The 15,448-nt window shown below is 35.1% G+C and carries 10 protein-coding genes; 1 reads left to right on the forward strand and 9 read right to left on the reverse strand.

What is annotated here, in order from left to right:
• Positions 1–272: 272 nt before the first annotated feature.
• From hppD to QP953_RS19140, 6 genes are all read right to left on the reverse strand, one after another.
• The gene (gene hppD, locus QP953_RS19115) at positions 273–1,427 is read right to left on the reverse strand and encodes a 4-hydroxyphenylpyruvate dioxygenase (RefSeq protein WP_052599331.1); all 1,155 of its coding nucleotides are present in this window, start codon (positions 1,425–1,427) and stop codon (positions 273–275) included.
• 560 nt (positions 1,428–1,987) lie between these two features.
• Complete coding sequence (locus QP953_RS19120; RefSeq protein ID WP_052599330.1) at positions 1,988–3,148, reverse strand: homogentisate 1,2-dioxygenase; 1,161 nt, start codon at positions 3,146–3,148, stop codon at positions 1,988–1,990.
• Between the two features lie 209 nt (positions 3,149–3,357).
• Positions 3,358–6,885 carry a chromosome segregation protein SMC gene (gene smc / locus QP953_RS19125; RefSeq protein WP_309552424.1) on the reverse strand — a complete coding sequence of 1,176 codons (3,528 nt, stop codon included), beginning with the start codon at positions 6,883–6,885 and terminating at the stop codon, positions 3,358–3,360.
• A 294-nt stretch (positions 6,886–7,179) separates the two neighbouring features.
• On the reverse strand, positions 7,180–7,788 hold the full coding sequence (locus tag QP953_RS19130) for a hypothetical protein (protein ID WP_309552425.1): 609 nt from the start codon (positions 7,786–7,788) through the stop codon (positions 7,180–7,182).
• 277 nt (positions 7,789–8,065) lie between these two features.
• The gene (locus tag QP953_RS19135; RefSeq protein WP_052599327.1) at positions 8,066–8,794 is read right to left on the reverse strand and encodes a hypothetical protein; all 729 of its coding nucleotides are present in this window, start codon (positions 8,792–8,794) and stop codon (positions 8,066–8,068) included.
• A 260-nt stretch (positions 8,795–9,054) separates the two neighbouring features.
• Complete coding sequence (locus QP953_RS19140) at positions 9,055–10,329, reverse strand: aspartate kinase (protein WP_052599326.1); 1,275 nt, start codon at positions 10,327–10,329, stop codon at positions 9,055–9,057.
• Between the two features lie 961 nt (positions 10,330–11,290).
• On the opposite strand from QP953_RS19140, the gene QP953_RS19145 reads away from it, so the two are divergent.
• Positions 11,291–12,499 (forward strand): OmpA family protein, encoded by a 1,209-nt coding sequence (locus QP953_RS19145; RefSeq protein ID WP_052599325.1) that lies wholly within the window; start codon positions 11,291–11,293, stop codon positions 12,497–12,499.
• Positions 12,500–12,585: 86 nt separating this feature from the next.
• Here the strand turns inward: QP953_RS19145 and QP953_RS19150 are convergent, their stop codons facing one another.
• From QP953_RS19150 to def, 3 genes are all read right to left on the reverse strand, one after another.
• Entirely contained in the window at positions 12,586–13,683 is a 1,098-nt protein-coding gene (locus QP953_RS19150) for a hypothetical protein (protein ID WP_309552427.1), read from the reverse strand.
• A 256-nt stretch (positions 13,684–13,939) separates the two neighbouring features.
• The gene (locus QP953_RS19155; RefSeq protein WP_408913541.1) at positions 13,940–14,581 is read right to left on the reverse strand and encodes a DUF4159 domain-containing protein; all 642 of its coding nucleotides are present in this window, start codon (positions 14,579–14,581) and stop codon (positions 13,940–13,942) included.
• Between the two features lie 224 nt (positions 14,582–14,805).
• Entirely contained in the window at positions 14,806–15,372 is a 567-nt protein-coding gene (gene def, locus QP953_RS19160) for a peptide deformylase (protein WP_052599322.1), read from the reverse strand.
• Positions 15,373–15,448: the final 76 nt, after the last annotated feature.

A 15,448-nucleotide genomic window follows, 5' to 3' on the forward strand; every position in this document is an offset into this window, starting at 1 on the left:
AAATCATATCGTTCTTGCTCTAAAATAACAAAGAATTATGAATTCAAGTCTTCTAAAGCAGATTAATTCATAGGATTTACTTAGAATTGTTCATTCCTTATTCATTACTTTATCTTAAATAATTCTAAAAACACCACCTCAAATTCGTTGTCCTAAAAACGTTATTTTTATGCCATAACAATACAAACTAGATCAGTTTTAATAAAAAAAGCAAAGGATAATACGCTTAAATGATTATCCTTTGCTCTAAAAACTATTCAAAAAAGCAGTTTCTATAATGTCCCTCTGCGAGCTTGCTCTGCTTCAATTGATTCAAACAATGCTTTGAAATTTCCTTTTCCAAAAGACTGTGCACCTTTGCGTTGAATAATCTCAAAAAACATCGTTGGACGATCTACTACAGGTTTTGTAAAGATTTGTAACAAGTATCCTTCATCATCTCTATCAACCAAAATACCCAATTCTTTTAACTTCAGTATTTCTTCGTCAATTTCGCCAACACGATCTAATACCGTATCATAATACGTTCCTGGTACATATAGAAATTCGATTCCACGAGCAGTCATTTCTTTTACGGTTGCTAGAATGTCATCGGTTGCGACTGCAATGTGCTGAATCCCTGCTCCTTGATAGAAGTCTAAATATTCCTCAATTTGAGATTTTTTCTTTCCTTCTGCTGGTTCGTTAATAGGGAATTTTACTCGACCATTGCCATTGGTCATCACTTTTGACATCAAAGCAGTATATTCTGTGGAGATATCCTTGTCATCGAAACTAATTAAATTGGCAAAGCCCATAACATTAGCATAGTAATCTACCCACGTATTCATTTCTCCCCAACCTACATTACCAACCATATGGTCGATATACTTCAAACCAACTGGTGCAGGGTTGTAATTTGATTTCCATTCTTTGAAGCCTGGCATAAAAATACCATTATAATTCTTGCGCTCTACAAAAATATGTACTGTATCTCCATAAGTATGAATTCCAGAACGAACAATTTCTCCATGTTCGTCTTTCTCAACCGTTGGCTCCATAAATGGCTTTCCGCCACGCTTTGTCGTTTCCTCAAATGCCTTCGTAGCATCGTCTACCCAAAGAGCAACCACCTTAACTCCATCTCCATGTTTCTTAATATGCTCTGCAATAGGTCCATCAGCATCCATTGGTGTTGTTAAAACCAATCGTATTTTATCTTGAACCAATACATAAGAGGTACGATCTTTCACCCCTGTTTCTAAACCACAATATGCCAAAGACTGAAAGCCAAAAGCTGTTTTATAAAAGTGTGCTGATTGCTTGGCATTGCCCACATACAGCTCTACATAATCCGTTCCTAACAATGGCAAGAAATCCTCTGCTTCTTCAAAGATTTTTTCGATGCCATAATTTACATTCTCTAAATTTTTTAAATCGTTTGCCATGATTATTTTATTTTGATAGAGTAAAACTCTTTTAGTACACTGCAACAGAAATTTGTGATTGTTATTATAATAGTAGTTAGCTACGCTGCTACTTCGTGGTAGCTCCCTACGATCGTGAGCTCGCATAGCTCGGTTCGCTGCTACTGCGTGGTTTCAACAAACTATGTATAAAATACTTTTGATAAAATTCAAGAGCACTCACAACTTGATAAGCTCCGTTATCAAAACACCAATACTCGTTTAAAAATCTATTTTCCAGTGTATTTAAGTTAATGATAATAATTTTTTGCTAAATCGCACTTACTGTACCATCCTTTGTCAAGTATTTTAGATAAATAGCAAATAGTGTATGAATTTAGCAACTATAATTCAACAGCCCAATAGACTTTGTAAAGTACCTAGTTTTACAAAGTCCAATACTTACCACATGGCACTACTTTGAATGGCCAATTTAATGCGTTGTTTTTCTGAAATTTTACTAATTAAATTATAGTTCATTGTTTATTATTTCTAATAGTAGTTAGTTGTGTTGCTACGCTGCCGTTTCAACCTACTAACGTTTAGTGTTCTAACCAAGATAAATAATAATTAGGATCTTGAATTTCCAAAGCTGCTTCTGTAATTTGGAATGGTCGGAAAGGATCAACCATTACAGCTAATTCTTCTGTATCTTCTACACCGATACTCCGTTCCGCAGCGCCAGGATGTGGTCCATGAGGAATGCCTCCTGGATGTAGTGTAATCTGACCTCTTTCAATATTATTACGACTCATAAAATCACCATCTACATAATACAACACTTCATCTGAATCAATGTTGCTATGGTTGTATGGTGCAGGAATCGCCTTAGGATGGTAATCGTATTTTCTGGGGCAGAAAGAACACACTACAAATCCCGCACCTGCAAAAGTTTGGTGCACTGGTGGCGGTTGGTGTACTCGCCCTGTAATTGGCTCAAAGTCATGAATAGAAAAAATGTAAGGATAATGGTATCCATCCCAACCTACAGCATCAAACGGATGTGTTGCATAGGTATAAGGAAAAATCATTCCTTGTTTCTTAATCAACACCTTAAAATCACCATGCTCATCGTGCGTTTTTAAATTTTGTGGGGTACGAATGTCTCGCTCACAAAAAGGAGCATGCTCCATTAGTTGTCCTTGATTGTTTTGATAACGCTTTGGAAAGCGAATAGGGCTAAATGATTCTAAAACAAACAAACGATTTTTCTCTGTCTTAAATTCAATTTGATAGATGGTTCCTCTAGGTAAGACAATGTAATCTCCATATTCAAAATCTAAATCTCCGTAAATCGTATGCACGGTTCCTTCCCCTTCATGGACAAAAAGCATTTCATCTGCATCTGCATTTTTGTAGTAATAATCCATTGGAGCTCCTTTGGGAGCGGCAACACCAATTTGCAAATCATTGTTTACCATCAGAACCACACGACTTTTGAGATAATCTGCTTCTGGTTTGACAGCAAATGTTTTTAAAGACAAAGACTTTAAATTCTTTTTAATTGCAATTTTAGGCTCCACAGAATAAGGTTCTCCAACTTCTTTGACCAATGTAGGAGGATGTACGTGATAGATAAGCGAGTAGTTGGCATCAAAGCCTTCTGTACTCACCAACTCTTCTGCATACAAACTACCATCTTCCTTGCGAAATTGTGTGTGTCGCTTTTGTGGAATTTTTCCTAGTTTTTGATAAAAAGCCATAATTATTTAGGTACTTTTTTTAGTAGAATTGTGGTTAAGTAATATATTTCAGATATTCCAAAAGTACAAAAAAACTACGATTTAAAAGCTCTTTACAACCTTTCTTATAGAAAAAACTATGCGAGTTAGCCTTCTACCAACTCGCCTTGTCTTTTTTGTAGCAACAAGTAGTTTGAACCATGAATTACTGGCCTTCAAACAGTTTTTTATTAGGTAACTGTTTCCATCTCACGGAAGTCAACAGGCACAACCCTTGAAATTCCTTTTACCATCGTTACTCCATACATAATATCCACCGCTTCCATTGTTTTCTTATTGTGGGTCACAATGACAAACTGAGAATTTTTAGAAAAATCCTTAATGATATTATTAAACTTCGCAATATTCGCATCGTCCAATGGCGCATCTACCTCATCAAAAATACAGAATGGCGCAGGTTTTAAAAGATACAAAGAGAACAACAAAGCCGTTGCTGTTAAGGTTTTTTCACCTCCTGAGAGTTGGTTGATAGACAAAGGACGTTTGCCTTTGGGTTTGGCAACAATTTCGATTTTAGACTCCAGTGGCGTTTCGGGACTCATCAACTTCAAGTCGCACGTATCATCTTTATGAAATAGACTACGGAATACTTCCACAAAGTAAGTTCTAGCTTGATTAAAAGCAACCATAAAACGTTCGGTTGCCTTCGATTCAATCTCGGCAATCGTCGCCAATAAATTTTCTTTGGATTTCAACAAATCATCTCTTTGCTCAATGATCAATTTATTGCGCTCTTGAATTTCATCATACGCCTCAATGGCCATAGGATTGATTGGACCATAATTCGTCAAACGCTGTCTCAATTGTTCTACGTTCGATTCTAAAACAGCTTCCTCAAATTCAGGGTTAGGAGCTTCGTTTACTAGATCATTGATCTTCACCTCAAACTCGACATTCAAGCGTTCTGCAATAGAGGTCAATTTTAGTTTTACCTCATTAAATTTATTATCCAACTTACCAATTAACTCTAATAATTGTGTTTGTTGACGCTGTTTGTCTCGCAGTTTTTTTTCAGTTTCTACAATATTTCCCCTTGCTTCAAAGTACGCTTTTTCTGCTTGACCTACCTGTTCTTGATACGTTTTTTTTACCTCATACCACTCTTCCAACTGTATATTAGCTGCTTCAATTTCTTTTTGAGTAGACGTTAAGTCTCCACCTGATTCGTTCAATACTTCTTCATCTCGTTTGCGTTGATCTTTTAATTCTTTGTATTGACGATGGCTAAAGTCCAATTCTTTTTCGATTGAAGCCATACCATTTTGATGACGAACCTGTTCAATATGCTTTTTATTATAATTGGAAGAAGCCTCTGCCATGTCTTCCGCAATATTTTGTACAGAAGCATCCTTTTCAGAAACCGTTTCTCTTAGTTGCACCAATTGCTTTTGCACTTTAGCTAGTTCTCCCCGAACGCCTTCTTGAGCTACTTGGTATGTTTTAATTTGCTCCAAATAGCTTTCCTTCTGTTCCTCTGTTTCTTTCTTAAATTGTTCAAAACTCTCTAATTTACTTTTTATCGTAATAGCCTGTCGGACAGTATCATTTAGTTGTTTTTCTAACTTCTGAATCTCTACTTGCTGATTGTTCTGACGCAGATTCTGTTGCACCAATCTCAAATCTTTTACCTCATTTTCCAAAACTTGAGCTGCCTCTGTAAGCGTTTCAATTTGAGTTTCTAGCAATTCTAAATTTTTCTTTCGGCCTATCTTTTTACCCTCAAAAGCACCAACAGAACCTCCTCGAACAGAGTATCCACGTTGTGTGTATTTCCCATCCTTAGTCAACCAAATTGTTTGCCCATTTAATTCTTCAACTCCGACCTTTTCATCAACAATATACACATCCCCTAGCAAGTGCTCCGCTAGAGCTTGATATTTAGCATCATACTCCAATACCTCTAAAGCCCAAGTTCCTTTGTTTGTAATCTTCTCTTTTGTGTGTGTGGTAGGAAACTGCTCCATCAAAAAGAAATTCGCTTTCCCTTTTTGATGTTGATCTAGCAGCTCAATTGCTTGCAACGCTTCCGTAAAATTTTGAACAACATAATAACTCAAATAAGCTTCTAAGTAATTCTCAACAGCGGCTCTGTACTCTGGTTGACAATAAAATACATCTGATAGTAAAGGCGCATTGTCTGACCAAGAACGATTTTTGCTTAAAAATTTGATAGATTCTGAAAACCCATCCATATTCTCTACCAAGCTTTTAAGCAATTTATATTCGTTTCGTTTTGAATCCAAATTGCGATTCTTGCCACTCAAACTCTCTTTTGCAACTTCCAGTTTCTGTTCGTTTTCCTCCAATTGCTTTTTTCGTAGTGCCTCTGCTGCCCTTAACCCTTCCAAAGTAGTCTCTTGCTCTTGTTGGGCAGTGGCAAGTTGACTAGCTTGAGCCGTAATGCCCGCTACTTCAGAAGTTCTTTGCTCCAAAACTCGTTCTAAGCGTTCAATACTTTTAGAAGCAGATTCTTCTTGATTTTGCAAAACAGCTGCCTTTTTTTCCTGTTCAAAAAGCGCATTATTTAATGTTTTTTGCTCTACCAAAAATGCTTCTAATTCTTTCTTGACATTGCCATGTTTGTTGCGAATTTTTTCTAGAATTTCCTTAGCTTCTGCCAATTGGCTACTCAACTCCTTTCCTAATTTATATTGCTCATCTAGTTGTTCGCTTTGCAGCTCTATATTTTGTTCTGTCTCAGCAATTCTCTTTCTATTCGAGGCTATACGTTCATCTAATTTTTCATTATTTTGTTGTAAGAACAACGATTTTTGGGTCAGAATCTTTTTATCATTTTCTTTCCCTTTGATTTTTCCTACTAAACTATTCAATTGCTTTTGAGCATCTGCCAATGCCTTTTCTTTTTCCACATTGCCATTTTTTTCTCGCTCTACTCGTTTCTCCAATTGAATTACTTCCTGATCTAGAGCCTTTTTATTTTCTCGCTCCTCATCAATTTGTTTGTCCAGTGTTTTATAAGCTGTCTTACACTCTGATATTTTAAAATAACTCAATTCCAAGCTTAGCCGACGATATTCGTCCTTTAGCTCAAAATAGCGTTTGGCTCGTTTCGCTTGACGTTCCAAGCTCTTTAAGTTTTTTTGAATTTCAAACAACAAATCCTCCACCCTAGACAAGTCAGCTTCTGTGGCTTTTAATTTGCTAAACGTTTCCTTTTTTCTTGTTTTGTATTTAGAAATACCTGCCGCCTGTTCAAACAATTTAAGACGCGAATTATCTTTGTCTTGCAACAAATCATCCACCATCCCCAGCGCAATAATCGCATAAGAATCAGATCCCATACCCGTATCTACCAACAAGTTAGAAATATCTTTTAAACGACATTTCACACCATTCAATTGGTACTCACTAGACCCATCTTTGTACAAAATTCTCTTGATAGAAACTTCTTGGTATTCCAAAGGCAAAATACCTTTATCATTAATAAACGTCAAAGTTACCTCTGCCAAGCCAGATGCTTTACGACTTTTGGTTCCATTAAAGATAACACTAGTCATGCTTTCCGAGCGCAACTGACTTGTTTTTTGCTCTCCCAACACCCAACGAATGGAATCTACAATATTTGACTTCCCACAACCATTAGAACCTACGATTCCAATAACATCTTCTCCAAAATTAATTACCGTACGATCAGCAAAACTCTTGAAGCCTTTTATATCTAAACTTTTTAAACGCATTTAATTATGATTAAACATTCTTCATTCTCAGCAACTTAACTCAAACAAACCTTACTTTAAAGATTCTATAAATTGCTCTATTTTTTGAAAGCCTGTAAAGATAATCAGCTAAAAGGACATTTCAGTATAAAGCATAAAAAAAGTCATTTCCAATCTAATATTGAAAATGACTTTAAGATACTCAAAGGTATCGTGTATCTATAATTTTTTATGATTGTCTAGCACCTCCTTTTAAGCCAATACATTGTCAAAGGTACCAACAAATAGATTACTGTTGTCTCAAAAGAAATTATCTTAAAACTTGATTTGATCGGCAGTTACCTCTTTTCCATCTATAACTAACTTGTATTTAGACAAATCCACCTCTCCTTTGTATTTAGAAGTAGAGATCACCTTAACTTCCATATTCAAATCTTCTTTAATTGCCTTCATTTTTTTAATCATCTCGGCAGCCTCCTCAGCATTATTAGAGCGAGCAGCAATTGTTTCTGTATTGATTTCTTTAGACAATATACCTGCATCATTCAAAGCAAAGTACCCCGGTGTCTTAACCGTAATATTAATCTCTTCTTCTAGGTCTTTTCCACCAATTGTAATAGACTTAGACAAATTAGGTGCTGAAACTATATACACCTCTCCATCTTTTCCACCATCAATTGAATAACGACCAGCTTTTACCAGTTGTCCTAAAATTGCATCTGGAACATTTGCCTTAATTTCTAACTCTACTCGAATAGTACCTTCGTCCCATGGTGCGGACTCCATTCCTTTGTTTTTAATGTCAATTTGTACATTAGGACAATCTTCAGGATTTAAAGTTTTCACCAAAGTTTTGTCAGAGTCTTGAGCAAAAATAGTAGATGTAGTAAAAAGAAGAGCGAATAAAAAAGAAAATACTTTCATGTTGTTGAAGTTTTATTTTTAGGAATGGTCAAAAATAAGTTATTTAGGTGTGGATTTTAGCAGGATAACAAGAATAGCATTCCTAACATTTAAATCTATTCTCATCAAAAAAGGGGCTCTTTCTCTATTAAGGAATTGTTATAATAGAGAAAAAAAATGAATTGAAAAAATTATAATTGTTAACTTTTGCAATAATTAGCTAGGCTGCTACTTCGCAGTCGTTGAAACTATGCAGTAGCAGCGTAACAAACTAGTGCTTTTGCTAGTGGCGTTTTTATTAGTCCTCAAAATCATTCAATGACATTCCACCAATAATAATATCTCCATACATAGCTTCCACTTCTTTTAGAGTAGAGTTTGGAGTCAATGTTTTTTTCTTGCCTTGAATAAAACCTGCGTTGCCTGCTTCTCCTTCTTTAGAAAGTGCAGGATTAGCTTTGCTTGCTTCGTTATCCTTTTGGGCATCTTTAGATTTTTTATACACAAAGCGATATTGTACGTCCACCTTTTCTTTAATTTGACGCATTTCCTTAATCATCTTTGTTGCTTCTTTCATATTTTCTGATCGACCAACAACAGCTTCCACCATTCCTCCAGGGAAATTCTTCTGAAGTACTCCTTCCGAAACAGCATAATATCCAGGCGTTTTGATAAAAATTCGAACATGATCGTCTAAATCTGTCCCACCAATAGAAACAGCTTTATCTAGGTTTTTAGCTTTAATAATAAATGTCTCGCCATCAATTTCAGAAGACAACGTATAACGCCCAGCTTTTACTAATTGTGCCAAAACAGCTTCTGGAAAATTGGCTGTAATCTCTAATTCAACACGAATAAACCCTTCATCCCAAGGTGTAGACTCAATCCCTTTGTTTCTAAAATCAAAGTTAATGGATGAAGTTCCCTTAGGATCCATTGTTTTTACTAATGTTTTGTCAGATTCTTTTTGTGCAAACGTGGTACTTACAGTTAATAATAGTGCAAGAAATAGCATTGCTTTTTTCATACTTAAGATATATGTTTTTTATTTTGGGTAAAAAAACGACCTCTAGAGAAGTTCTGTTTCTAAAACGATAAATGATGTATAATATTGTTTTTTATTATAGACATTCACTTACAGTCATTTTGTTATTGTATAGTCAATATATTTGACCTTTTATGTTCTTACATTTTTTTGACACTACAGTTTAACGAAGAAGAGTCAAAAATGATTCCGTTTTTTGTATTTTATTATTTTTTTTCTGGTGGTATAATTGACTAATCCAGCTAAAGAATTTCTGCTTTATTCATAACCAACTGTATATTAGTCCCTATCTTTTCTTCTAGATAAATTTCACGTGTTCCTACAATTCGTCCCAAAAGAGCCTCTGAGGTGTGGCGAATGGTTACTAATTTTAAATTTTCTGTTTTTTCAATTTCATAGTCCATTTCCAAATCAGCTACTAATGCCTTTATTTTTTCAGGGTCATCATTCACACAAACAGAAAAAGCTAATGCTGTATTTTGGGTCATATTTACTTTAATGCGATGTTTTGCCAATGCTTCAAAGAGTTTTGCAAATTTGGTTTCATCAACAAAGAAAAAATCTTTAGAAATTATTCTTAGCAAAGCCTGTTCCTTCTTAACAACAATCATTGGAGGGTATTGAACCAAATCAAAAGCCCCTATTACCGTACCTTTTCCTTCGGGATGCACAAAAGACTTGACATACAAAGGAATTTTTTTATTCTGTAAAGGACGAATAGTTTTAGGATGAATAACTTGTGCTCCATAATAGGTCATCTCAATCGCCTCTGAATAAGAAAGTTGTTCGATTAATGTCGTATCATCAAATAACCGAGGATCTGCTGTCAACACACCTGGTACATCTTTCCAAATTGACATATCTTGCGCATTCAAACAATAAGAAAAAATAGCTGCTGTAAAATCAGAACCTTCTCGTCCTAAAGTAGTTGTAAAATTCTCTGTCGTTCCTCCCAAAAAACCTTGCGTTATAACCAAGCCTTTTTTTAATAAAGCTGGCACCGTTGCTTGAATGGCTCGCTCTGTTTCTTCCCAATTTATATTGGCATCTCTATAAGTATTGTCTGTCTGAATACAATCTCTAACATCCAACCAAGTTGTTTTTAGATTTACTTCATTAAAATAAGCACTAACAATGGTTGTTGATAGCAACTCCCCTACGCTTACAATCTGATCATACAGATAATCAAACTCATCCTGTGGCTCTTCCTCTAGTATCCATTGCAAGTCAATAAAAATATCATGTATCTCACTATAAACAGGATGATCTGTATTATCAAACAAACCTTCAAGCAAGGCTTTGTGATGCTCCTTTACCTTATTTAAACACGCTTCCATCTGTTTTATATCCCACTCCCAATAAGCCTTCAAAACCAATTCCATTGCATTGGTGGTCTTGCCTGAAGCTGAGATAACAATAGCTAACTGGTCGTTAGGAAAACGACGCACAATACTGGCTACATTTCGAATTGATTCAGCATCTTTGATAGATGCTCCTCCAAATTTAAATACTCGCATTTTTAAATTAGTTTGTACGATTATTCGCCCGCTAAAAAATCAAATTAAATCAGTTATTGCAGGAGCTTCGTTTCACGAGTGCTGCGCAATTGATCATTAACGGACTATTAATGATAGAATGTTTAGTAAAGCAAAAAAGTCACCTTTCGATTTACCTAATATTTTTGCCTGTTACTTAATTAAATTAATAACTCCCATCAACCTATTTAAAATTGATGATGTAGGCACTTTAGTAAATAGTTATGATCACTATTCCTTAAGACTACTCAAAGATAGATTTAATGTATAAAGTCTCAATTTTTTCTTACATTTTTGAAAAAAAAAGCCCGTACAGATTTTAATTCATTACAGTCCATCTTATAAAAAGAAGCATTAATCTTTTTCTAGTATTTATTTGTAGAATTGATTGTAATAGCGTTAAGAACTTTGTTACTTTTGCTTAAAAATTTGTTATTCGCTTGTAGAGGATAAGGCATACCTATTTTTTATTTTTAGATTTGTGTTACCTTTATATTTTTTTTACAATAAGTTTTTTTTCTTTAAAAATACTGAAAACCAATTCTGTACCCAATAGAATAGTACTATCAAATAGTATCTATTTTTTAATTCCTTTTAATCCAATATGGTGAACTATAATAGCTTTGCAAGCTCAAAGCTTCAACATAAAAAGAAACAAAAAATTAAGTGCGTCAATAAATTATTGCTTTAGAGTTATGGAGTCAGAATAAGGGATTTGAAGATCCTTATATTTGGCATATTTTTAGAATCAATAAATAACATTTGGGGATTTTTTGTATTGAGAAAGAACTACGAATAGTATTATTTTTTCATTTTAATCAATTCAGAGGGTCATTCTTAATCATGCCTAATCGCCCATTTGACATAATTTTCTTGTAAAGTATTCATAAACTAAAAGTGTTTTTTACTGTTATCATTCCAAAAGACAAAGACCAATTTGTATATGTATAAAATATCAATCATACTACTTTCAATCATACTTGTTGTTATCTCTAATACTTGTGCAGCACAAGAAACCCAAGTTATTTATTTAGAAAACCCATCGTTTGAAGATCAGCCTCGTCCTGGTCGTACTCCTGATGGATGGGCAGATTGTGGTCACAGCCAAGAATCTCCTCCAGATGTTCAGCCTTATGGTGGATTTAATGTAACACGTCCTGCCCAAGACGGTAGAACTTATATTGGCTTGGTTAGTCGAGATAACAAAACATGGGAAGCCGTGGCGCAACGATTGACAGATCCACTAAAGCAAGGCTCTTGTTATAAATTTAGTTTGCATGCTTGCAAATCACCAATTTATATGAGTCCGACACGTAAAAACCAAAGTCAACCTATTAATTTTAACAAAGGCTTAGTTTTGAGAATTTGGGGAGGAAACAGCTACTGTGATCGGGCAGAATTGTTAGATGAATTAAAAGATCCTATTGATCATGTTGATTGGAGAAGTTATGACTTTGAATTTAATCCTAAAGATGGTGATTATAACTATATTTGTATCGAAGCATACTACAAAACACCTACTTTTTCTTGGTATAATGGCAATGTATTGATTGATAACGCTTCTGAAATTTTTTCTTGTGAAATTCCAACAGATCCTATTGCTATCAACGAACCAATAGATAATACACCTCCCAAAAACAATCCTAAACCACAAGATAAAACAACCACTCCCAAAGAAGATCCTTTGGATAAAAATAGGAAACCAAATGTTTCGGCAGAGAACATCAAAACAATAGATAAAGGAAATTTTGAACCCGATAACATTAATAGCAAAGACATAAAGGTAGGACACAAATTCCGCCTAGAAAAACTTTATTTCCCTGCAGACTCTTCTTCAATTACCAATAACGGAGAAAAAGTGCTTATAGAACTCTATCGATTCTTAAAAGACAACCCCAATTTAGCATTAGAAATAGGCGGTCATACAAATGGTTTGCCTCCTGATGACTACTGCGATCGTTTATCGACACAACGTGCTAAAAATGTAGTCAATTATCTGAAAAGAGAAGGGATTAGCTTGGATCGAATGAGTTATAAAGGCTACGGTAAACGACAACCAATTGGCGACAACAAAACCAAAGCTGGGCAAAGGCAAAACCAACGAGTAGAAATCATTATTACAGATATTTCGGTGCGAACCAATAACAAGTGATATTAGTGCGCTTGCACCTCACTAACAAGCAGCCCTGTTAATCAAAGATTAACAGGGCTGCTCTCTATTATTCATATTCAAACTTCCTACTTGATTAATTTAACAACCGAATTAGCCAAGGGCAGTGTGCGGGATTCGTTTCCTTCTTTGTATTTCAAATCAACCACTACCTTTACAGTATGCTCTCCTGCTTTTAATTCTTGGATTTTTGTTCTAAATTTGGAAGCACTGTTTGAATCTCTTCCCCACAACACAATAGGCAAAGAAGTCTCTTTTTCACAAATAGAAGCTGTTAATTCTACATCAACAGACTCTATCAATACTCCATCTATATAATAGTGCGTTGTGTACGAACATGATTTGCTTTCCCCCACACCTCTATTCAGATTTTGAATAGATTTAGGCAGGTAGATACGACCATAAACGGTCTCTTCTGCTGTTTTAAACGTCGATTGAAGCAGCTTTTTATCCACATCTTTGACTGGAACAAATTGAGTCGACCACAAAATATTGGTTACATTCTCTTGATGCAAATCATCTATCAAACCATTGTCTTTAACGGGTTGATACATTGCAGGAATTTTAGTTCCATACAAAGGCAACAAGGCATTTTTACCAACTGTTAGATCAAAGCTTCCCGTTGCCAAAGGCGTGGCTAGATCATAAGGCTCTTTTTTATCCTTCATTACATACAATGCCACTTTTATGGAATGTGTATGAACAGGCAGCGCACGTGCGGCAACCGCTCTCATCCATGTAACAAGTGGATTATTTTTTTGAGACAACACATAAAGTAATAAATCATCTTTAGGTCCCCAACTATCCTTATAGTCCATTGCCAAAGCATGGAATTCCTTCATATTAACACTTAAAGCTACATCAAACTCATCAATAGAAGCAGCTTTAGTTGATCCTAAGGCAAATGCATCTGTCAAGAACTCTAAGCCATCAAAGTCTATCTTAAGCACCCCATAGACATCTTGACCGTCCCCTTCTTGCTCTTTGATCAATTGCTCTAAAGGCTGTTCTAGGCTAATTCTTAAATATAAGTCATCCTCAACAGGAATTGTTTTTTGAGCTTTTGTACTACGGAATTCATTATGTGCTGTAATTTGTTGTCCTACAGAAGAAAACGCCAATAACAAAAAAAGAAAACTGCAAGCTCCAAATTTTAGCTTTTGCATAATTATGGTTTTATATAAAATTCGATATACAATTTTAGTAGTTCGTTGATTATTCCCTGCGGTCATGAGGTCGCAAGCTTAGTTACCTGCGGTGCTACTTCGTGGTAGCTCCCTGCGGTCATGAGCTCGCACAGCTCGGTTCGCTGCTACTGCGTGGTTTCAACGAACTATTGCAAGTTACTAGGCAACAATTATTTTAAGTAATTCTTTAACATAAATATATGTAGCTCCACGATATAGTTTGGTACGTTTCTTTTTATTGCTCAAAAGCAAATTGGACAATATTAGCCCCCATTTGAAGTGCTTTGGTACGCATTTCTTCGGTATCGTTGTGCACTTCTTGATCTTCCCATCCATCACCTAAATCTGTTTCATAACTATAATAACAAACCACTCTACCTTCCCATATCAAAGCAAATCCTTGTGCGGGTTTGCCATCATGTTTATGAATTTTAGGTATTCCCGTTTTAAATTCAAACGTCTTGTGATAAATTTCGTGCGTAAAAGGTAGCTCTACCCAATCCAATTCAGGAAAGACTTGTTTCATTGCGATACGAACAAAAGGATCCATACCATAATTATCATCAATATGCAAAAAGCCCCCAGACTGTAAGTACAATCTCAAATTTTCTGCATCAGCATCCGAAAAAACGACGTTTCCATGCCCAGTCATGTGCATAAAAGCATAGTTAAAAATCTCTGCACTTCCCACTTCAACAGTTTCATAATTAGGATCAATATTCGTGTGCAATTTTTCATTGCAAAATTTCGCTAAGTTAGGCAAAGCGGTTGGATTGGAATACCAGTCCCCTCCTCCGTTGTATTTTAATAAACCAAACTTTAGTGCAGGAGCTTCCTCCATCGGTTTAAATGAAAAAGAAACACCTATGGCGATCATGATTACCAATAAGCTTATATATTTCATATTCTATATTTTTAGTCGTTCTCTAATTATCTATATGCTGTTTTATTGTTTCAACAAACTATTGTATTCTAGTTCTTTAGCAATTTCGCCCTCAATGCTCTACAAAAAGCATTCAAATAATTCCTAAACTAAAAAATCTTAGCAACAATTTGTGTTTATTACTAAGATTTTAATTTTTTTCTAACAGAGTTATTATTTTATTTTTTGGCATAAACCAATTTATAATCTGCTTGAATTTGTCCTTTCTGAATTTTATCCAAGCGCTTTTTCACAAAACGCTTTTTTAAAGGTTTCAACAAATCTACAAATAAAATGCCCTCCAAGTGATCGTATTCATGTTGAATAACACGCGCTGTAATTCCATCAAAAATTTTATCTTGCAATTCAAAATTGGCATCGTAATATTCAATTCTCACTTTGGGTTTTCTAGAAACGTTCCCACGCACATCAGGTATACTTAGGCAACCTTCTTCGTATTCCCATTTTTTGCCAGACTCATCCAAAATGATTGGATTGATAAAAACTTCTTTAATAAATTCCTCTGCTTCCTCTTCTCTATCATCGGTATCCAACTGCTCCGTGTCTACCAAAAACAAGCGAATGTTACGACCAATTTGAGGTGCTGCCAAGCCCATTCCTTTAGAATGATACATTGTTTCAAACATATCTTCTAATAATTTTTCTAAATCTGGGTAATTTTCATCAATTTCCTCTGTTTCTTTTCTTAAAATAGGGTGACCGTAAGCGTATATTGGTAATTTCATTTTTTTGTACTAATTTTCTAGAAAGAATAACATTATTTTGGGAATCTTGTTTTTTACAACGTCCAAAATAGACTGC

Source organism: Aureispira sp. CCB-E (assembly GCF_031326345.1).
Lineage (GTDB): Bacteria > Bacteroidota > Bacteroidia > Chitinophagales > Saprospiraceae > Aureispira.

Excerpts from the sequence above, each read along its gene's own strand:
- QP953_RS19150 (WP_309552427.1), bottom strand. The coding sequence starts at position 13,683 with ATGCAAAAGCTAAAATTTGGAGCTTGCAGTTTTCTTTTTTTGTTATTG.
- def (WP_052599322.1), bottom strand. The coding sequence starts at position 15,372 with ATGAAATTACCAATATACGCTTACGGTCACCCTATTTTAAGAAAAGAA.
- hppD (WP_052599331.1), bottom strand. The coding sequence starts at position 1,427 with ATGGCAAACGATTTAAAAAATTTAGAGAATGTAAATTATGGCATCGAA.
- QP953_RS19130 (WP_309552425.1), bottom strand. The coding sequence starts at position 7,788 with ATGAAAGTATTTTCTTTTTTATTCGCTCTTCTTTTTACTACATCTACT.
- QP953_RS19135 (WP_052599327.1), bottom strand. The coding sequence starts at position 8,794 with ATGAAAAAAGCAATGCTATTTCTTGCACTATTATTAACTGTAAGTACC.
- smc (WP_309552424.1), bottom strand. The coding sequence starts at position 6,885 with ATGCGTTTAAAAAGTTTAGATATAAAAGGCTTCAAGAGTTTTGCTGAT.
- QP953_RS19140 (WP_052599326.1), bottom strand. The coding sequence starts at position 10,329 with ATGCGAGTATTTAAATTTGGAGGAGCATCTATCAAAGATGCTGAATCA.
- QP953_RS19145 (WP_052599325.1), top strand. The coding sequence starts at position 11,291 with ATGTATAAAATATCAATCATACTACTTTCAATCATACTTGTTGTTATC.
- QP953_RS19155 (WP_408913541.1), bottom strand. The coding sequence starts at position 14,581 with ATGATCGCCATAGGTGTTTCTTTTTCATTTAAACCGATGGAGGAAGCT.
- QP953_RS19120 (WP_052599330.1), bottom strand. The coding sequence starts at position 3,148 with ATGGCTTTTTATCAAAAACTAGGAAAAATTCCACAAAAGCGACACACA.